Here is an 18,650-nt window from a genome sequence, read left to right as displayed (position 1 = left end):
AAAAGCGAAGGGTGACGAGAATGGCCGAGGATCTGGGCCCCTTCCAGGACTTCTGGAACGCCTGGAACGAAGTGCACGAAGAAATACGCGAAAAGGACTTCGAGCACTTCCCTCGCGCGGTGCAGATTCAGTTCGAGGAAATGCGTGAACACCTCGATAATGACGACGCCCGAGCGGCCGCGCGTGAAGCGACGGACGTGATCAGTATCGCGCTCAACACCATGCGCTGGCTGGGCTACGGTCCGGCGGAGATAGCCGAGATCGCGCGTGATCGGGCCAGGGAACGGATGCTCGGTCAAACCCCGTCGATTCTCGGCAAGTATCAACGCGAATACGACATCTGACGCCAGGGTCAGCGCAGGAGGAGCCATGTCGAGCGCTTCGTTCCGAGTCAAGGGTCGGGACCCGGCTCGCGTGGAGCCCCCGTCCGTGTTGCTGATAAGCGACGAATGGTCACCGACGCGCGGTGGGATCTCACGATTCAACAGGCGCCTGGCCATCGCTTTCGCGGCCGAGGGCTATCGGACGGCTTGTCTGGTGAAGAGTGTGTCGGCACTCGAGCGCTCGGACGCGCAAGAGCACGATGTCCGGTTGTTCATCGCTCCCGCCACGCCCGACGGGCCGTCGCTGTTCGTGCCGTCTCCCGAGGTGCTCAAGTGGCGCCCGGACGTGGTGATCGGACACGACATCGTCAGCGGCGCGGCGGCTTGGACGTACACCCAGTACTACGTGCCCGACGCGGCCTTGGTTCACGTCATGCACACGTCTCCGGCGCAGAACGAGTCCTTCAAGCCGCACCCCGACCGGGCCAAGCGGATCGCCGCCCACGAACGGCGGATGCGGGAGATCGCCGCCGACGCGACCGTTGTCGCCGCCGTCGGCCCGCTGCTGCGCAACCGTGCCGAGGCGATCCTGGACAGCGGCGATGTACTGCAGCTCGATCCCGGTATCGACATTCCCGACGATCCGCGCTGGCTGCGCCGTAGCCCGCCGTCCAATTCGATCGTGCTCATGGTGTGCCGGGCAGAGCACATCGGACCGAAGGGCGTGGACATCGCGGCCGGCGCGGTCGCCGGAATGCGGTTCCCGCATCATCACCCTCCTCCCGAGCTACGGATTCGCGGGGCACACCGCGAACGATGCGACTCACTCAAGGACGACCTGGTCACCACTTTCGGTATCGGCCGAGACCGGATCGATGTGCGCGAGTACGACGCGGACCCCGCGGCCATCGCCCATGATCTCGGCCACGCCGCGCTGTTCCTCATGCCTTCCCGTGCCGAGGGGTTCGGTCTCGCGGCGCTGGAAGCGATCGGGCTCGGCACTCCGGTGCTCATCAGCGGCCGTAGTGGTCTCGCGCAGATGCTGCGCGACAGCTACCCGGAGGTCGCCGAGCCGATGATCGTTCCCGTGGTGGACGACCTGGCGGAGGACATCCGCGTGTGGCAGAAGGCCATCGAGCGCAAGATGGACCATCTGGACGGTGCTTTCGGCTACGCAGGCGAGATGCAGCGTCGCCTCGCCGGGCGGTTCCGGTGGAGTACGACCGTCAGCACGTTGGTGTCCCGCCTTCCGGCGCCCGCGTCACGTCGGCCGAAGTCATGAGCGTCGCGAGTCTGGCCTCGACGCGTTCCGCGGCCGGATGCCGGATCTCCCGGTACGTCGCGAGCGCCTCGCGCAGCGCGCCCACTCGATCACCGTCGTCGGGATAGACCTCGGCGAGCCTCTCCGCCGCGATGGCGCCCCAATACCGGTCGCCGAGCCGCCGGTCGAGCGCATGGGAATGCCGGTAATGCTCGACGGCCTGAGCGGGCCTGCCGAGTGCGCGTTCGATGTCGCCCAGAACGAGCAGGACATTGGCCTGTCCTTCGAGATGACCGAGCGTCGTGTACTGCTCGAACGCCCGGGTGCAGAGCGGGAGCGCCTCGTCGTCCCGGCACAACGCCGAAAGCTGATCGGCCATCGCGGCCAAGGCGTCGGCGTGCGCCAGCCGATCAGGGCGATCTCGGACCAGGCTCCACGCTCGTTCCGCATGGTGCAGTGCTTTGAGGTGACCACCACGGGCACCGAGCACTCTCGAACAGGCCAGGTGGTTCTTGAACATGCCGACCTCGTCGCCGAGCTCTTCGTACAATTCCATCGCCTGGCCCAGCAGCTGGACGGCTTCGTCGATCTCGCCGACGCGGGCGATCGCCGTCGCCAGGTTGCGGCGGCTCGTGGCCTCCCCGAGCCGATCACCTCCTTGAATCGCCGCGGCCAGCGCGGCGCGCTGGACGGCGGCACGTTCGGACCACCGCCCGGTACGGCGGAGAAAGGTGATGCAGGCCCAACCCAGCCGCCAGGCTTGACCGGTCAGTCCGTTGCCTGCCGCTAATCCGACGAGCGCCAGGAGTGTGGGGTGCTCGTCGGTGAACCAGACCATGGCGTCGTCGGCGTCGACGAGGCCGGCTTCGCCGAGCGGCCGTTCCCCGACGATCATGTCGCGACCGTAGCGATGTGGCAGTAGATGCCGTTCGGCATCGAGCCCGGTGATCAGGTAATGGTCCACGAGCCTGGCGACGGCGGCCGGTCGTTCCGGATCGGTCGCGGCCAGCTCCGCGGCATAGGCACGGAGCAAGTCATGCAGCCGAAACCGGTTCGGCCGGTATTCCGACACCAGGTGGGCGCTGGTCAGCTCGCGGAGCGCGACCGGCGCGTCGTCGCTCAACGATCGGCAGGCGGCCAGGCCGATGTCGGCGCCTGGATGGATGCCGAGCAGGCGAAACAGGCGTGCGGCCACGGGAGACAGTACGGAATACGACCACGAGAAGATCGCTCGCAGGTTCAGATCCGGTTCCCCGAGGTCCAGCGCGTCCAGCCGCCGTCGCTCGTCGTGCAGTTCTTTGAGCAGGCCTCGGAGGGACAGGGTCGGCTGGTTCGCCGCGCGCGCGGCGGCCACACTCAGCGCCAGCGGCAGGTGGGCACACCTGCGTACGAGCTCCGTGGCGGATTCGGGATCTTCCTCGAGGCGTGCGTGATCGATCCGCTCCGCGATCAAAGCGAGCGCGGCCGCGTCGGACAGGACGTCGAGCGCGATTCGGTGGGCACCCTCGCGGACCAGGAGGCTGTCGAGCCGATTTCGGCTCGTGACCACGGCGACGCAGGTCGGGCTCGCGGGAAGCAAGGGGCGCACGTGATCACTCGATCGCGCGTTGTCGAGGACTACGAGCATGCGACGCTCGGAGAGCATGCTGCGGTAAAGCGCGGATTTGGCGTCCTGCCCGGCCGGAATCGCCTGCGGGTGTACTCCGAGCGTCTGGAGGAAGCTGTCCAGCACCTGGCTGGAGTCCAACGGATCCTGCTCGTCGAATCCGCGGAGATTGATGTGCAGTTCACCGTCCGGGAACCGGTCGCGCACCCGATGTGCCCACTCCAGCGCCAGTGCGGTCTTCCCGATACCGGCGGTGCCGTCGATCGTCACGATGACGGTCCCCGTCGCGGGCTCCCGCCGGGTGAGCAGTTCGGTCAGCCGCACGAGTTCGGCGTCTCGCCCGACGAACTGCCGTGTACTCGGTGGAAGCTGATGCGGAGCCGTTGACCGGGCCATCGGCGGCGGCTCGTCCGCGGGTACGGGCTTTCCGTCCACAAGCCGGATCCAGGCGATCGCTTCGGTCTCCTTGGCGGTGACCTGGACTCGGCTGTAGGTGTCGCGCGCGGCCTTCACACTGTGCCAGACCACTTCGTCGAAGAACCACGCTGACGTGATCATGCTCAGCAACCCGCCGGACCGGGCGTGTGCCGCCGTGAACACGGGTGCGTCGAGGAGCCGGAACGCGTGGTTCACCGCACGGCCCACCACTCCGTGGTCGTCGTAGTGGATTTCTCCGGCGTGCAGCGCGAGTCGCAGACGGATGGATTCCTCTGACGGGCGTCCGATGTTGTATTCCCGCAACCCGGTGACGAGCTGCATCGGCAGTGCCTCGACGAGCGCGCTCTTGGCCACCGTGGGCGGGAGGATAACGAGCACTCCGTCGCCGCGGTCCTCATGGTCGCGCTCCGTCCAAGGGACACCAGCCTCGCCGAATGCCCGTTCCAGGACGTCGTACAGGCCGCGGCGGACCGCGAGCTGGTGCAGATTGGTGCGCCGCCGATCACCGAACGCGGACACATCCACGACCAGCACTGTCCGGTGCACAGCCGCGGGGAAAGCCACGAGTCCATCAAGCCAGCTCATGGCGATGCCTGCAAGGAAGAACCGGCGAGCGACCGATCCGGAGCGACTGCGGCTTGTTGAGGGGTAAGGCAAAGGTGGCGTGGTCGGTGCTGGGGGTCGTGAGTGGCGTTTCGTGTTCTAACCCAATGCCACGTGGCTTAAGTTGATCTTGGACGTGGTTTTGATCGCAAGTGGCGACGGTTGCCGCAGGTCAAGCGCTCGGTTGCCCTGGCCGACGGGAGCCGGCACGCCTGTAGCGTCCACTGTGGACAATTTCGATGACTGAATGTCCGATTGATGACGAAATGGTCGGTTCTGTCAAGGGGACCCCTTCCTGTACCTAGGCGCAAGGGTGGGGTCCTTCATGTACTCGGGTTCTGCGCGTGAAGGGCCCCTTTGAGACGTTCATCGTCTCAAAGGGGCCCTTCACGACATCACCACGATCGCGAAAACTCACGTGAGCGCCTGGCTGGAGTCCTTTGGGTACCTGTGGGAGGTGTGAAGGTCGAGTTTCCTCGGCTGAGCCGAGGGAAGGGGGCCTTCACGGACCGGGGCCTGGCATCAACCGCAGCCTCAACCACGTAGGTACCTAAGACACCCTTGGCTCTAACCCTCATTGCCCCTCACGACCCCCTATCGCGTCTGACCAGGGCCGTCCACGCACACGACACGTTTGCCTTTCCCCTCAATACTTGTCGGTGGTCGCTGCCATACTCCGCGCCATGACGAACGAGGTGCGCCTCAGGGCCGTCGAGCAGGCCGATCTCGAAGTGTTCTTCGAGCAGGAGCAAGACCCGGTGGCCGCCGGTCGTGCCGCGTTCCCGCCGCGTGACAGTGAGCGGTTCATGAAGCATTGGGAGACCAGGGTGCTCGGCGATCCGGCGGTGACGGTGCGCACCGTTGTGGTCGGCGGCAGGGTCGCGGGAAACGTGGTGGCCTGGCCACAGGACGGCAGGCATTGGGTGGGTTATTGGTACGGAAGGGATTTCTGGGGAGGAGGTGTCGGATCGCGAGGGCTTGTGTTGTTCCTCGGCGAGATGCCGGTCCGGCCGTTGTACGCCGATCCGGTGGAGACCAACGTCGGGTCGGTCCGGGTGCTGGAGAAGTGCGGTTTCCGGCTGTTGTCCGAAAAGGACGGTGAGCACGTGCTGCTCGTCCTCGACGAGTGATCCCACCGTGCGACCGTGCCCCGGCCGCGAGAAGCGACCGGGACACGGAAGGCGACGGGTCAGCAGGGCTGCAACAGCCAGCAGAGCCGGTAGTTCGCCTGGTATGTCGTGGACGTGCCCGGCGCGATGATGTTCTGCGTCCGCGCGCCGCCGTGTGCCCAGCCGGTGTAGGCGTACTTCAGGTTGAGCGGTGGCAGTTTCTGCGGGCTGTCCGCGCTGATCGAGTTGGTGGATCCGGCGATCACCGTCCGGGAGAACGGCGTCCGCTGCTGCGTGCCGCCGACGGTGAGCGTCGCTTGGCTGGGATTGGAGGTGAAGTTCAGCGACACCGTCTTCGGCTGCAGGTCGATGGTCTTGGTGCCGGTGCGGCCGCCCGAGTCGGTCGCCGTGAGGGTCAGTTGCAGATACGACGGGTAGTCGTGGTCCGGTGCGACGAACGAGCCGGACGCGGCGCCGGGGAAGTCCTGGACGTTGTGCGTATGGCAGGTGCCGTTGGTCGCGCAGTGCCGGATCGCGAGCCGCCAGGACAGCGCCGACGCCGGGAGCTGGCCGTCCTGGGCGTCGACGGCGCGGCCGGAGAACGCCACGGTCTGGCCGACGGACCAGTTCAGCGTGCCTGCCGGGCTGTCGATGACCGGCACCGGATCGAGGCCCTGCGGCGTCCCGACGGTGACCCGCACGGTCGTGGTCGCGGCGGCGCCGTGGGAGTCCGTCACCCGTAGTCCTGCGTCGACGGCGGCGGACGCGGTGTAGGTCCAGGTGGGGTTGGCGGCCGACGAGTCGTCGTACGCGCCGTCGGCGTCGAGGTCCCAGGCGTAGGACAGCGTGTCCCCGGCGTCCGGATCGGTGGAAGCCGTGCCGTCGAACTGGACCGTCAGTGGCGCGGGCCCGCTCGCCGGGGTCGCCGTGGCCACCGCGGAAGGCGGCCGGTTGGTGCCGCCGGGATGGCTCACGCGACGGAGTTCGCCGCTGCCCAGCGCGACGTAGAACAGGTCGCCGCCCGGTCCGGTGAGTACCTGCACCGGCGTGTTGACACCGGTCACGAACGGCACGAGACGGCTCGCGTCCGGTTGGCCGTTCACGGCCTGCATGGCCCAGATGCAGCCGCGGGAGGAGTCGGAGAAGAACAACGCGCCGGAGTACTCGGCGGGGTAGTTGCTTCCGGACTCGAAGGCGATGCCGCTGATCGAAGAGCCGCCGGTGGGACACGGATCGCTCGCCACCACCTTGGCACGGTGGTTGTAGGCGTAGTACGGCGTGGCGTGCCCACCTGAGGTGTAGAGGGACTCGCACCGGTCGAGGTTCGCGCCGTCGTAACCGGCCTGCCTGGCGCCGCCCTCGAAACAGGGCCAGCCGAAGTTCTCCGCCACCCCGTCGCCGACGTCGGCGACGCGGTTGATCTCCTCCCAGGCGTCCCAGCCGACGTCGCCCGCCCAGAGCTCACTGGTGCCCGGCCGGAACCCGAACCGGAACTGGTTCCGCGCGCCGTAGGCGATCACTCGCCGGGCGTTGGCGTCGGCGCTGTTCGCGAAGGGGTTGCCGGGCACGCCTTCGCCGGTGTCGGGGTCGATGCGCAGCAACGTGCCGTTGAGCAGCACCGGCTGTCCGGCGGGGCGTCGCGGCGACTGCGAACGGAGTGCGCCACCCTCGGCAGCCGGTGGCGTCAGGTTCGTCCCGGCGGACGAGGGCGGATCGGCGCAAGGGTTCCCGACCTGGCCGTAGTCGGCGAAGGTGAAGCTGGCGCCGTCGCCGCCGCCCGCGTACAGGGCACCGTCCGGCCCGAAGGCGAGAGCGCCGATGGAGTGGCTGGGGAACTGCTGGCACCAGCCCGTGACCAGCGGCTTCTCGCTGACGGCCGTGCCTGCCGGGCCCATGGTCAGCTGGGAAACGCGGCCGGTGACGACGCAACCTTTGTCGGTCGCGCCCGGTGGGGTCGGGCAGGTGTCACCCCACCGCGGCGCGGTACCACCCGGCTCCGCGTCGAAGGTGTAGGAGACGTAGACGTACGGCCTCGCGGGAAAAGCGGGGTCGACGGCCAGTCCGAGCAGGCCGCGGTCCCAGAAATCCTGTGTCTGCGGACGGAGATCGGCGAAAATCGTCGCCGTCGTGTCGGTGAGCGAATCGAAGACCTTGACCAGGCCGCTCTTCTCCGCGACGAACACCCGGCCGTCCGGCGCGAACGCGGTGGCGGTCGGCGAACTGAGCCCGCCGATCGCCACCGTGTCGGTGAAACCGGCGGGTACGGCGGCTTCGGCGGGCGCCACGGTGACGAGCCCGACGGCGAGCGCGCCGATCAGCGGGCCGACCACGCCCACCGCCAGCGCACGTCGTGATCTTCGGTGGAACAAGGAACGGCGAGAACTCAACACACGGAACTCCTCCTGCGCAGGGACCGAACAGAACGCGGCAGCTGTCCGGTATGGCGTGCCGGGACCCGAAGTTGTTACGTCGATGACAGAAATGCGCACAAGTCGCTAAAGACGAGCCAGGCGGACGGGAGCCACCCGGGGGTTAATGCGGCGGAGTTGGAAAAAGAATCACCACGTTCGCCGGCGTGTTTGTCATCCGGATGTCCTTTCGAAGACGTATTCACCTGTCGGTTCCGTTCTTCTTGATATGAGTAGGCTGAATGGCGTATGTGATACGCGTCGATGGATTCGGGAGGGTGTCATGGACGCGGTGTCGGCGGCGGCGATCACGTCGTTTTTGATCAGCTATGGGCGGCATTTGGCCGGTGTCGCCGGAGCGGTGGTCGACGAAGGGGTCACGCAAGGACTTCGGTCTTTGTGGGAAAAGGTGCGCGGCAGGTTCTCGTCCGACCCGCAGGCGTCAGGAGCGCTGGAACGCCTTGCGGAGCAGCCGGAAAATCAGCGTCGCCAGGCCGCCGTCGAAGATCATCTCGATGAGCTCATGGCTGCCGACGGCGACTTCGCGGCCGCGCTTTCGGAACTGGTCGAGCGGCTGAAAACGACCGGTTATCCCACCATTCAGGTGCGCGACGCCGGAGCGCTGGCCATCGGCGGAAATGTGTCCATCAAAGGCACCCGCCAGGTCGCGGGGCGCGACATCACCATCTCCGGTCCGTCCACCGGCGGGCCCGCTTCGGGGAAATGACATGACGATCATGAGCAAGGCCGGGAGTTTCGCGGCCGGACTCCTCCTGGTCGCGGCGCTGACGTCGTGCGGCCGCGATCAGGCCGACAAGGGCCCCGATTCGCCGCCGGTCCCGGAAACTTCCACCGGTGTCCCGCCGGCCGAGCCGTCGCCAGGGGCGAGCACGGCACCCGGCGCCTCGACGTCGTCCGCGACGGGAAAGCCCGGTGGGACGGCGGCGCCGTCACAGAACCAGCCCCGGCCAGGAACCGGGGCGGGGCCTGCCAAGACGTCGTCGGCACCCGGAGTCCCGGCGAATCCGTGCGGGACGCCTCCCGCCGGTCGCGCGCAGGACGGTCGGGCCCACCAGCGGATCGTCTTCCCCGCCCTCGGCACCCACCAGTGGCCGGACGCCGAAGTGACCATGCGCGCCTGCGCCACTTCGGGCCTTCCCGTCGCCTACCAGCTCCAGAACGGTGGCCGCGGCGACGGTTGCTGGACGTCCGCGCTCACCAACGGCACCGTCCGCGCCCACGTGGTGCCGTTGACCTGTGAGGTCACCGCCACGCAGGCCGGGAACGCGGCCTTCGCGCCGGCTCAGCCCGTGGTCGTCACTTGGACGGTGAACAAGCTGGCGGTCAAGATCGGCTGGCTGGGTTCGGCGGACACGCTCGTCTACTCGCCGTCCAATCCCGTCGTGACACTTCAAGCGCGGGTGACGGCCATGCACCCCCTCCCGAGGTTGGTGATCTACGCGGACGCGAACGGCGCGTGCACCCTCGCCCAGGTGCCGAGGAACATCGGGGGGACCGGCGGTGCGGCGATCACCTTCGACGTGCGGATCGCTCTGACGGACCCAGGCGGGCAAGGCGGTTCTTGTGACCTCCGGGTGACCGTCGACTCGAACCACATCGCCAACGGCAGTCACGACGACCGCCACTACGTCGTCAGGAGATGAACCAGGAGGACGAGACCGACGCTGCGAGGACGCTGTCGGTCGACAACGCCGGTCCGGTCGTCCAGCACGGCGATCTGGAGCTGACCGGCGGCCTCGTCGCGGGCCGGGACCTCACCGTTCACGGTCCGGTCAACGTCCTCGCCGACGACGGCGCCCAGTTCGGCGACCAGGTCACCCGGCCGGGACGGGCCGCGGATCTCTGTCCTTATCCCGGGCTGGACGCTTTCGGTGCCCGGCTGGCCGGGTATTTCCACGGCAGGGAAAGAGATGTCGACGCCGTACTCACGTTGCTCCGCCGGGCGACGCTGGTGGCCGTGGTCGGCTCGTCCGGCAGCGGTAAGTCCTCGCTGCTGTCGGCAGGGGTGCTTCCCGCCCTCGCTGACGGCGCGGTCGCCGGATCGGCCAAGTGGACCGCCGTGCCGATCCGGCCCGGTACGCAGCCGATCGAGCAGCTCGCGGCCGTTCTGGCGAAGCTCGCGGGCTCTCGCGCCCAGGAGATCTCGGCGGCTCTTCGGGAGAATCCGGCCCGCTTCGGCGAATTCGACGCCGGCGGGCCGACGATCTGGCTGATCGACCAACTGGAGGAAGTGTTCGACCCGGCGGTGGATCCCGGCGATCGCGCCGCGTTCCTCGCCGCGATCGCCTGCCCGCTTTCGTCCGCCGAGACCCGGGTCCTCGTCGCGTTGCGGTCGGACTTCTATCCGCATCTCGACCAGGAACCCGTGCTGGCGGCGGCCGTCTCGGCGGCTCAGCACCGGGTGCTGCCGATGGGACCGCGGGCGATCCGCGACGTGATCGAGAAACCGGCGGACCAGGTCGGACTGCGCGTGGAGCCCGCGTTGATCGACCGGATGCTGGCCGATACCGACGCCGCCGAAAACGCGTTGCCGTTGCTGTCGTACGCGTTGGCGCAAACGTGGCGACGGCGGCGCAACGGCTGGCTGACACTCGCCGAATACGCGAAGGCGGGGGCTCTCGACGGCGCGATCGACCACGCCGCCGAACGCGTGTGGGAGTCGTTGGACGACCGGCAACGGGCGACGGCTCGGCGGATGATGCTGCGGTTGTCCCATCTCGGCGAGAACGCCGTCGCGGTGCGTCGCCGGGCCCGGCTCGAGGAACTGGTGACCGACGCCGACGACGAGTCTGCCGTCCGCGCGGTCACCGATCGGCTCGCCGCCGCCCGGATCCTCACGATCGATTCGGACGCGGCGACCGGCGCCCCGGTCGCCGACATCACCCACGAAGCGGTGCTCCGCGCGTGGACCCGGCTACGGAACTGGCTGACGGAGGATCGCGAGACGAAGCGCGCGCAGGACGACCTCGGCAGTGGCGCGGCGGCCTGGGAGCGGCACGGCGCCGACCCCGGCTATCTGCTTCGGGGTGCGCGGCTCACCGCCATCGAGGTCGCACGCCGATCCGGCGGCTTGACGGTGAACGATGTCGAGCGGCGGTTCCTGGCGCTGAGCGGCCGCGTCGAGCATCGGCAACGATGGCGGTCGCGGCTGCTCGGTCTCCTGGCCGCGGCGCTGGCCGTCGCGGTGACCATCACACTCGTCGTCGTGCACCAGCAACGCCGCATCAGCCGCGAAAAGACCGTCGCGGACGCCGTGTCGCTCGCCGCCAGGTCGCGTTCGGTGAGCGGGCAGGAACGAGACCTCGGGGCACTGCTGGCCGTCGCGGGGGCGGAGACCGACGACAACCCCGTCACCCGCGCGGCCGTCATGGACGTGGTCTCCGCACGCGGCGGCCCGCTCGCTTATCTCCTCCCGGCCGGACGGCGCGCCACAACCGTGGCGGCCGGATTCACCCGCGACGGAGCCGCGATCGTCGGTGCCGGCGACGGCTCCGTCTGCGCCCTTTCACCGGTGGACGGCCGCCGGATCGGCCCTTGTTTCACCGGCCATCGCGCCAACATCAGCGCCGTCACGGCGAACGACGACGTCGTCGTGGCCGCGGACGCCACCGGTCTGGTGACCGTTCACCGGACCGGTGCCGCGGCACCGGTCCGCGATCCGATCATGGCGACCTCCGCCGTGGTCGGCGTCGCGCTCGCCCGCGACCACCTGTTCGCGGCCACCCGATTCGGTGCCGTCGAACGCTGGAGCCTGACCGGCCCGACGACCCCGCTGCCGCCGCTGGCACAGAGTTCCGACGTGGTGGCGCTCGCCGTCGCCGACAAGGCAGGCCAGATCGTCGCCCTCACGACCGCGGGGGAGCTCAAGCGCTGGCGGCTCGCCGACGGTGCCGAACTGCCCGGCCTCGCCGAACCGGGAACCGTGTCGACCGGCACGACGATGCGGCTGGACGTCGTCGGTGGCACGCGGGTGGTGACGGCGGACGAGAACCGGATCGGGGTCTGGGACCTCCGCGCCGAGCACCCTCCCTTGTGGACGGACGCACCGGGCGGGACCGCGGTCGCCTCTTCCGGCGACGGCGAAACGGTGTTCGTCGGGGCGGATACCGGCAGGATCACCTCGTGGCGCCTCACCCCGGAACCGCTGGCCGTCGAGCCGGTTCACGCAGGCCTCAACGCGGCTGTCGTCGCGCTCGGCAGCGGAGGTGACTTCCTGGTCGGAACGGACCGCGGCGGCCGGGTGATCTCGTGGGACATCACCGGCAAGCGGTCGCCCGCGGGTATCCCGCTCGCCGAGGCGACGGGCCCGATCCAGGCCGTCGCCAGGAATCCCGGCGGCGCCATCGCGTCGGGAGGCGCGGACGGTGTGGTCCGGGTGACCCGGGATGGGTCCACAGTGGACGCTCACGCTTTCGAAGGCTCGGTCACCGGTCTCGCTTGGAAGGCGACTGGAGCGATCACGGTGGGAACCGACCGCGGAACCCTGTTCGAACTCGACCCGGCCAGCGGGGCGGCCCGGGCACTGGCGGAGCGGCCGGGTACCGCGGTCACCGGTCTCGCCGCCGACGGCAGGGGGAGCCCGGTCGCCGGCTTCAGCGACGGCCACGTGCTCTTTCCCGATTCGCCCGGTACTTCCTTCACCGCGGCCAAAGGTGCCGTGACGGCGATCGCGCTGAGCGCGGACGGCGACTCGGTCGCCGTCGCTTCCGGCGACGGCGTCTCCGCACCGCCGCAGATCTCCTTCGCCACGAAGAGCGGGGAGTTCCGGGACATCCGGACGCTCACCGGGCACGCCCTGCCGGTCACGAGCCTCGCGTTCGGTCCCGATGGGCGATCCCTCGCCAGCGGCAGCGACGACAGGACCATCACCGTCTGGACCTTGGCCGACGGCACGAGGAAAAGCACCCTTCGCGGGCACACCGACATGGTCCTGGCACTGGCCTATTCACCGGATGGCGCGACGTTGACCTCCGGAAGCCAGGACGGAACTCTCCGCCTGTGGGACGTCGCCACCGGTCTCCAGATCGGGCGTCCACTCGAGTCCGGGGCCGGCTACGTCTGGTCGCTCGCGCCCTCGGCCGACGGCGCGAGCCTCGTGGCCGCCAACGGATCGACGGTCGTCGAATGGCCGTTGAGCAGGGGAGCGTGGCTGGACCGTGCCTGCCGGCTGGCCGGTCGCGTCCTGACCGACGACGAGCGGAATCGCTACCTGCCGGGAGAGACCTCTCTACGCCCCTGTGCGTGACCAGCCGGTCAGCCGCGGGTGCGGCATGTGGACGATTCACCCGTTCGGAATAAGCTCTGCCCCGTGGGCAACCTTCGGCGGGTCTCGGAGCTGTGGCGGCGGCGGTGTGGCCCGGTCTGGTATCTCCCGGTCGCTTTGGCGCTCTTCGTCGGCTCGCTGCTCCCCGCGTTGCACAGCCACGGCACGCAGTTCGGCGGGATGCCGAACCGTCCTTACGACGTCCTGGCCGTCGTGGGGGTGGCCCTCCAGTGCGTTCCGCTCGTCGTGTGCCGCCGGTGGCCGGTCACCTGTTTCGCCCTGGTGTCGCTCGGATTCGCCGTCGATCAGTTCGGGGGCTATCACTCGTTCGCGGGCACCGCGCTGCCGATCGCCCTGCTGACCGTGGGGCTTCGGCTGGAACGTCACCGTCGGGTGGCGGCGATCGTGTTCTCCGCGACATACATCGGGGCGGCGGTCGCGTTCACGCTGCTCGGTGGGACGGAGTCACTGACCGGCTATGTGACCTTCTATCTCGCGCTGGTGCTGGCGTGGGGGTTCGGGACCTGGCTGCGGGCCGACCGGGGCGCGGAAGCGGAACGACGCCGCCGCGTCGCCGAGGAAACGCGGGCGGCCGAACGAGCGCGTATCGCCGCCGAACTCCACGACGTCGTGACCCATCACGTCACGGCGATGGTCGTGCAGGCCGAAGCGGCCCGGTACCTCACCGACGCGCGGCTCGAGCAGAGCCTGACCGCCGTCGCCGACACCGGACGGCTGGCCATCGCCGATCTGCGTCACCTGCTCGACGTGATCGACCCCGGCCACGGGGCCGAAGCGATCCCGACGCTGGTGGAACGCACACGCTTGGCGGGACAACCGGTGGAGTACACCGAGAAGGGCGAGCCCGCGGCGCCCGCCGGAGACGCCGGTCCGGTCGCCTACCGCGTCGTACAAGAGGCGTTGACCAACGCGCTGAAACACGCCCGCGGCAGCCGTACCTCGGTGCGGGTGCACCACGGTGACGGGGAGATCACCGTGGCCGTCGACACGGACGAGTCCGGTGCGCATGCGGGATCCCCGGACGGCGGCGGACGAGGACTCGCCGGGCTGCGCGAACGGATCGACGGCCTGGACGGCGATTTCAGCGCGGGCCGCAGAAGAGACGGCGGGTTCTCCGTCCGTGCCCGCATCCCGGCGAGGATTCCGTCGTGACCGCGCCGACCCGGGTCCTGGTCTGCGACGACCAGATGCTGGTCCGCACCGGACTGGTGACGATCATCGACGCGCAACCCGATCTCGAGGTGGCGGGCGAATGCGGGGACGGACGGGCCGCCGTCGAACTCGCCGCCCGCCTGCGTCCGGACGTCGTGGTGATGGACGTGCGCATGCCGGTGCTCGACGGTATCGAAGCCACTCGTCTGCTGGCGGGCGCCGGGGTGGCCGAACCCGGCAAGGTGCTGGTGGTGACCACGTTCAATCTCGACGAGTACGTCTACCGCGCACTGCGCGCCGGTGCGAGCGGGTTCCTGCTCAAGGACACCCCGCCCGACCGGCTGCTGCACGGGATCCGCACCGTGGCCGCCGGCGCGGCCCTGCTGGATCCCGAGGTGACACGTCAGCTGGTGGGCCGCTACGCCGCCCGGATCCGGCCCGCGGAGGACGAAAATCCGGGCGACAGCCCGCTGACTCCCCGGGAACTGGAGGTGCTCCGCCTCATCGCGGACGGCCTCTCCAACAGTGAGATCGCCGCGACCCTCATGATCAGCCAGGAGACCGTCAAGACGTTCGTGTCGCGCATGCTCGCCAAACTCGGTCTCCGCGACCGGGTCCAGGCGGTCATCTACGCCTTCCGCCACGGCCTTGTCACCTGAACTGTCCTAAGAGGACTTCGCGGCTTCGTCGGTGACACGCTGAATCGCACGGACGGCGAGATCCGGCTGGTCGACGTAGATATAGTGCTCGCTGTTCGCCGCGGTGCTCAGATTGCCGCGGCTGGACAGCGCGAGCCATTTGCGCTGGCCCTCGGACCACGCCTGCTCCAGGGCGGCGCCGTATTCGGGGACGGCCGTGAGATACGGCTTGCCGTGCTGGATCACCTCGACCGGGATAGTGCCGGCCGGGCGGACCTCGCCGTCGGGGACCACCAGCTTCTCCGGACCCTGCCCCGCGATCACCGCCAAGGTCTGGTCGCGCAGTTCGGCCGCCATACCGGTGGCCGACTGCGGGATGTGCTGCCGCAGATCGGCGGTCTGGGTCGGGGACGTGGCGTCCATCAGCACCAGGCCCTTGACCCGGTCCTGATGATCGGGTGCGTACCTGCCGGCGATCAACCCGCCGAGTGAATGCCCGGCCAGCACGACCGGCTTACCACCGGCGACCCGGTCGATCACCCCGGTCAGGATCTTCCCGGTGCTCTCGAAACTCTGCGGCCCGTCAGGCTGGTCGCTGGCGCCCGCGCCGAGCCGGTCGTAAGAGCAGACCTGACCTTGCGCGGCCAACGTGTTCTGGAGCCCCGCCAGCTTCCCGACGTCGTCGCCCCCGCCGTGCAGCAGAACGACGACCGGCCGCCCCTCGACCGGATCACCCGCACACGACACGTTCACCGAACGCTCGCCGACCTTGATCTTCTGGGTTCCGGTGAACGCGGTCCGGTCTTCCGCGAACGACTCCGATTCCGTGGCTTCGTCGCAAGCCGAAAGCGCAACACCGGCCACGGCGCAGCACAGCGCGATCAGAGCGGATGCCTTACGGGACATGATGAACTCCTGGTACAGGGGGACGATTCACGGCAACGCTACGGATCTCGCGGCCGCGAATCGTCACCATGCGGAGGACATCTGCGCGTAGCTCTCACGGGGGACAAGGCGGCCTGAATCACCCTTCAGTGTTGTTTGTTCGATTTCCTTGTCGCTTAAAATTACGAACGCTTGTTCGATTGTTTTGCGGTATTCTTGTGGGGTGTCCGAGACTTTCCTTCCCGAGTTGCCGCAGGAACTGTGGCGTGCCGGCAAGCTGGAGCTTGCCCATGGCGTGCAGCAGTCCTTGCAGGTGATCAGGATGGCCACCGCCGGACTAGGGCAATTCCTGGCGGAGATCGAGTCTCGGGGTGTCAAAGACTTGTACGGCTATGGCCGCACGGCCAACTGGTTCGCCGATATTGCGGGATTGTCGGTTGGTGAGGCGGGTGCGGTGGTGAATCGGGCGATCGCCCTGAACCCCACCCGCGCTCTGGACGGCACCGAGGTTCCGCCTGTCGCACCCGCTACGGCCGCGGTCGCTGCCGAGGGGCTTGTCGGGGATGAGCGGATCGACCAGATCCTGGACATCTTGAAGAAGCTCCCCGCCGACACCTCTGTTGAGGATCGGGCGAGTGCGGAGAAGATCCTCGCCGACCTCGCCCGCGACGCCGGACCCCGCCAGCTCGCCGACGCCGAGCAGAACCTGCTCGCGTGGCTCGACCCGGACGGCAATGAGCCGAAAGATCCTGAACCCGCTCAGCCGCGCCGGGAAATCACGCTGGAGCGCCGCAAAGACGGTTACTGGAAACTGACCGGTTTGCTCGACGATGAGACCGGTGCCCGCACCGCGGCGGCGCTGGAGGCGCACGCGGCGCCACGCCCGGTCGACGAGTTCGGCCAGGCCGATCTGCGGATGAAATGCGAACGCATGGGTGATGCGTGGGTCGACATCCTGGACCTCGCGATCGCCTGCCCCGACCAGCCGGGCACCAGTGGCTATCGCACTCTGCTGCATGTCACCGTCGGCCTCGACGCCCTGAAATCCGGTCTCGGCACCGCGTGCCTCGACTTCGTCGGGACGATGACCGCGCGCGAGGCCCGGCTCGCGGCCTGTGACTGCCTGATGCTCCCGGTTGTCATGAGTGCGGCCGGTGAACCCTTGGATGTGGGGCGGTTGAGACGGTTCGTCACTCCTGGCCAGCGGCGTGCGTTGAACATCCGTGATGGCGGTTGCGCGTTCCCTGGGTGTCATCGGCGGCCGAAGCATTGTCACGCGCACCATATTCATCATTGGGCAGACGGAGGGCCTACGGATCTCCGGAATCTGGTGTTGCTGTGCGGTTTTCATCACCGGCTGATTCATCACGGCGACTGGGAAGTCCACATGGCCGCCGATGGGTTACCGGAGTTCATTCCTCCGCAGTATCTGGATCCGTTACGAAGATCCCGGCGCAACACCCTGCGCCGCACCGCCGCTTGATCCGAGGAGCCCGCCCGCCACACCGGCGACGGGCTCCTCGTCATGCCCGCAGCAGACGGTGGCCCATCGGGACGGGGCGATGCGACGGTGGCCGGGAGTGGCCGCGGCATACAATCGCGACGAGGGGCGAAGCGCCAGGCCGAGATCCCGGCACCGGCGTGAGGAAGGGGCCAGGATGTTCGGTTCGAAGAAGAAGCTCAACGATCTGATGGCGCAGCTCAGGCCCGACCTGAGCCGGGAATCGCTCGGCGTCGGGCCCGCCTTCCCGGGCATCGCCCCGAACCCGCTCCTGAGCAGTGATGCGTGGAAGCGCAATGCGGAACTGCGTACGGGGGCGCTCGCGCTCGGCGTTCTCGTCGACTGGCGGGAGGTCAGCAGCGACGGCAGTCCACGCGTGGTCTTGATGTTCGACGTGGAGACCGCCGGCGGCATCTCATTCCGCGGTGTCGCGGACGAAGACCTCACGATCACCGAGCTCACCCGGCTCGCCCCAGGGCAGACGTTGCCCGTGCGCTTCCGGCCGGCCGTCATGGACCACTACGTCGCCCTTGCCCGGGACGCGGACCCCGCCCATGTGCGGCGGCTCTCCGACGAGATCGCGAGCCGCAAGCGGACCTGACCCGAAGCCTCTGGCCGGATCGTCTACCGGGATCGCCTGGGCACGCCGCCCCGGTGTCCGTCCATTGTGGATCAGCTGTAGGCGCGCAGGAACACGTCCACCCCGTCGTCGAGGATCGCGAGGATCTCCGACTTGCCGACCGTGCCTGCCAGGTCGTCGTTGATCACGTCGAGGGCCAGGCGCATCGTCAGTGCGACGAAGTGCTGCATGGCGCGCCGCGGGTCGGTCAGCCGGAGCCTGCCGTCCGCCGCGAACTTCGCGAACCGTTCCTCCATCATCCGTTCGGGCTGGTCGCGCGCCGCTTCCGGTAGCCGCGGCGCCACGGGGGCCTGCGAACTCAGCCGCCGGAACGTCGCGTAGTCCGAGGTGGGGAACATTCCCGTCGTCACCCGCCGCGCGAAGCCGAGCAGGGCGGCGCGGATGTCCCTGTCGTCGGTGAGTTCTTCGTCGATCGCCTTGCGCACGGTCGCGACCACGGCGTCGTTGGCGCGGCCGAGGACGCTGCGGAAGAGGGTCTGCTTGTCGCCGAAGTGGTCGTAGACGGTGCGTTTGGACACCCCGGCCCGCGCCGAGATCGCGTCGACGCTGGTGAGTTCGTATCCGTCCGACACGAACAACGTCTCGGCCGCGTCGAGGATGGCCGCCTGCTTGGCCTCGGCCTGCAGTCGCCTGCCCGGTGTCCGCGCGGTCGCTCTCGGGGTCGCCATGTTCTCATCGTATTCTCAGCCGCAGAAAACTGCACCGTGTAGTGTAGTTTTTGAGGCGGATACGCCGCCTTTCCTTCATCCCGCACAAGGAGCCCTTCATGCAGGAGAGCAGG

14 protein-coding genes are annotated in these 18,650 nt (G+C 68.6%); 10 read left to right on the top strand and 4 right to left on the bottom strand.

Annotated features, from left to right (window positions below; all coding sequences use genetic code 11):
- Positions 1-20 precede the first annotated feature (20 nt).
- Both DMH03_RS26205 and DMH03_RS26200 read left to right on the top strand, forming a co-directional pair.
- Entirely contained in the window at positions 21-344 is a 324-nt protein-coding gene (locus tag DMH03_RS26205) for a hypothetical protein (protein WP_125794682.1), read from the top strand.
- Between the two features lie 25 nt (positions 345-369).
- Entirely contained in the window at positions 370-1,605 is a 1,236-nt protein-coding gene (locus tag DMH03_RS26200) for a glycosyltransferase family 4 protein (protein WP_125794681.1), read from the top strand.
- Here the strand turns inward: DMH03_RS26200 and DMH03_RS26195 are convergent.
- Complete coding sequence (locus DMH03_RS26195) at positions 1,550-4,213, bottom strand: tetratricopeptide repeat protein (RefSeq protein WP_125794680.1); 2,664 nt, start codon at positions 4,211-4,213, stop codon at positions 1,550-1,552. The two genes, DMH03_RS26200 and DMH03_RS26195, sit on opposite strands and share 56 nt — an antisense overlap.
- Positions 4,214-4,914: 701 nt before the next feature.
- Here DMH03_RS26195 and DMH03_RS26190 point away from each other — a divergent pair.
- Positions 4,915-5,361, top strand: a complete 447-nt coding sequence (locus tag DMH03_RS26190) for a GNAT family N-acetyltransferase (RefSeq protein WP_125794679.1) — start codon at positions 4,915-4,917, stop codon at positions 5,359-5,361.
- A 59-nt stretch (positions 5,362-5,420) separates the two neighbouring features.
- On the opposite strand, the gene DMH03_RS26185 is transcribed toward DMH03_RS26190, so the two are convergent.
- The gene (locus DMH03_RS26185) at positions 5,421-7,730 is read right to left on the bottom strand and encodes a PQQ-dependent sugar dehydrogenase (protein ID WP_233611654.1); all 2,310 of its coding nucleotides are present in this window, start codon (positions 7,728-7,730) and stop codon (positions 5,421-5,423) included.
- Between the two features lie 301 nt (positions 7,731-8,031).
- Here DMH03_RS26185 and DMH03_RS26180 point away from each other — a divergent pair, with 301 nt between their 5' ends.
- The 5 genes from DMH03_RS26180 (at position 8,032) to DMH03_RS26160 (ending at position 14,864) form a co-directional block, all read left to right on the top strand.
- Positions 8,032-8,475: a hypothetical protein gene (locus tag DMH03_RS26180; protein WP_125794678.1), complete on the top strand. Its 444-nt coding sequence runs from the start codon at positions 8,032-8,034 to the stop codon at positions 8,473-8,475.
- Position 8,476: 1 nt separating this feature from the next.
- The gene (locus tag DMH03_RS26175; RefSeq protein WP_125794677.1) at positions 8,477-9,412 is read left to right on the top strand and encodes a hypothetical protein; all 936 of its coding nucleotides are present in this window, start codon (positions 8,477-8,479) and stop codon (positions 9,410-9,412) included.
- Positions 9,409-13,014 (top strand): WD40 repeat domain-containing protein, encoded by a 3,606-nt coding sequence (locus tag DMH03_RS26170; RefSeq protein ID WP_125794676.1) that lies wholly within the window; start codon positions 9,409-9,411, stop codon positions 13,012-13,014. The genes DMH03_RS26175 and DMH03_RS26170 overlap by 4 nt, the downstream gene beginning before the upstream one ends.
- A 63-nt stretch (positions 13,015-13,077) precedes the next feature.
- Complete coding sequence (locus DMH03_RS26165; RefSeq protein ID WP_125794675.1) at positions 13,078-14,205, top strand: sensor histidine kinase; 1,128 nt, start codon at positions 13,078-13,080, stop codon at positions 14,203-14,205.
- Positions 14,202-14,864 (top strand): response regulator transcription factor, encoded by a 663-nt coding sequence (locus DMH03_RS26160; protein WP_125794674.1) that lies wholly within the window; start codon positions 14,202-14,204, stop codon positions 14,862-14,864. The genes DMH03_RS26165 and DMH03_RS26160 overlap by 4 nt, the downstream gene beginning before the upstream one ends.
- Positions 14,865-14,870: 6 nt before the next feature.
- Here the strand turns inward: DMH03_RS26160 and DMH03_RS26155 are convergent, their stop codons facing one another.
- Entirely contained in the window at positions 14,871-15,749 is an 879-nt protein-coding gene (locus tag DMH03_RS26155; protein ID WP_125794673.1) for an alpha/beta fold hydrolase, read from the bottom strand.
- Between the two features lie 202 nt (positions 15,750-15,951).
- Between DMH03_RS26155 and DMH03_RS26150 the strand changes: the two genes are divergently transcribed.
- Together DMH03_RS26150 and DMH03_RS26145 are read left to right on the top strand one after the other, a co-directional pair.
- Positions 15,952-17,211 carry an HNH endonuclease signature motif containing protein gene (locus DMH03_RS26150; RefSeq protein WP_125794672.1) on the top strand — a complete coding sequence of 420 codons (1,260 nt, stop codon included), beginning with the start codon at positions 15,952-15,954 and terminating at the stop codon, positions 17,209-17,211.
- Positions 17,212-17,386: 175 nt separating this feature from the next.
- Positions 17,387-17,830, top strand: coding sequence for a hypothetical protein (locus DMH03_RS26145; protein WP_125794671.1), 444 nt, complete (start codon positions 17,387-17,389; stop codon positions 17,828-17,830).
- A 71-nt stretch (positions 17,831-17,901) separates the two neighbouring features.
- Here DMH03_RS26145 and DMH03_RS26140 read toward each other — a convergent pair whose 3' ends face one another.
- Positions 17,902-18,537, bottom strand: a complete 636-nt coding sequence (locus tag DMH03_RS26140; RefSeq protein WP_125794670.1) for a TetR/AcrR family transcriptional regulator — start codon at positions 18,535-18,537, stop codon at positions 17,902-17,904.
- Between the last annotated feature and the right edge of the window lie 113 nt (positions 18,538-18,650).

This window comes from Amycolatopsis sp. WAC 01376, assembly GCF_003947415.1.
GTDB lineage: Bacteria > Actinomycetota > Actinomycetes > Mycobacteriales > Pseudonocardiaceae > Amycolatopsis.
Note: the sequence above shows the minus strand (reverse complement) of the source record. Positions and strands in the feature narration are given on the sequence as shown.

Excerpts from the sequence above, each read along its gene's own strand:
- DMH03_RS26205 (WP_125794682.1), top strand. The coding sequence starts at position 21 with ATGGCCGAGGATCTGGGCCCCTTCCAGGACTTCTGGAACGCCTGGAAC.
- DMH03_RS26200 (WP_125794681.1), top strand. The coding sequence starts at position 370 with ATGTCGAGCGCTTCGTTCCGAGTCAAGGGTCGGGACCCGGCTCGCGTG.
- DMH03_RS26195 (WP_125794680.1), bottom strand. The coding sequence starts at position 4,213 with ATGAGCTGGCTTGATGGACTCGTGGCTTTCCCCGCGGCTGTGCACCGG.
- DMH03_RS26190 (WP_125794679.1), top strand. The coding sequence starts at position 4,915 with ATGACGAACGAGGTGCGCCTCAGGGCCGTCGAGCAGGCCGATCTCGAA.
- DMH03_RS26180 (WP_125794678.1), top strand. The coding sequence starts at position 8,032 with ATGGACGCGGTGTCGGCGGCGGCGATCACGTCGTTTTTGATCAGCTAT.
- DMH03_RS26175 (WP_125794677.1), top strand. The coding sequence starts at position 8,477 with ATGACGATCATGAGCAAGGCCGGGAGTTTCGCGGCCGGACTCCTCCTG.
- DMH03_RS26170 (WP_125794676.1), top strand. The coding sequence starts at position 9,409 with ATGAACCAGGAGGACGAGACCGACGCTGCGAGGACGCTGTCGGTCGAC.
- DMH03_RS26155 (WP_125794673.1), bottom strand. The coding sequence starts at position 15,749 with ATGTCCCGTAAGGCATCCGCTCTGATCGCGCTGTGCTGCGCCGTGGCC.
- DMH03_RS26145 (WP_125794671.1), top strand. The coding sequence starts at position 17,387 with ATGTTCGGTTCGAAGAAGAAGCTCAACGATCTGATGGCGCAGCTCAGG.
- DMH03_RS26140 (WP_125794670.1), bottom strand. The coding sequence starts at position 18,537 with ATGGCGACCCCGAGAGCGACCGCGCGGACACCGGGCAGGCGACTGCAG.